The 510-nt window shown below is 47.1% G+C and carries 1 pseudogene; it reads left to right on the top strand.

What is annotated here, in order from left to right:
• Positions 1–372, top strand: a pseudogene (locus tag R7Q46_RS30500) (recombinase RecA); the annotation flags it as partial.
• Positions 373–510 lie beyond the last annotated feature (138 nt).

Raw genomic sequence — 510 nt, forward strand, 5'->3', positions numbered from 1 at the left:
CATCATCGAGATGCTTTGTGGGCCGCAGAACAGTGTCTGAAAAGTGGTGTTTGTGCCAACGTATTGCTATGGCAAGACGAACTAGAAATCCACCAAGTAAAACGCTTACAGGTTGCCAGTGAACAAGGCGCTTGTCCGCTTTTTATGCTCAAACCGAGCATGGCAAATCGCTTGTCCCTACCTGTGTCATTGAGCTTAAAGCTGCAAGGTCATGAACAAGGCGTAAATGTGGAAGTATTGAAACGTAAAGGGGGCTGGAACAAAGGCAGTATCAATATCGACTTTCAACATGATTACCCGCAGTTGGTGATGCCAGTGATGACTCATATCCCATCGACTGTGGTGAACTTCCCATTGGCGAATCAAGGATAATCACATGGTTTTGTGGATCTACTTGCACTTCCCTCACCTACAGTTGGATGCGCTATTTGGCAACAACCAAGAGCACCCGGTCGTCATTGTCGAAAGTCAACGCTGCCGGATTATTCAATACAACGAGACGGCCAAGCA

Source organism: Vibrio sp. 811 (genome assembly GCF_033339195.1).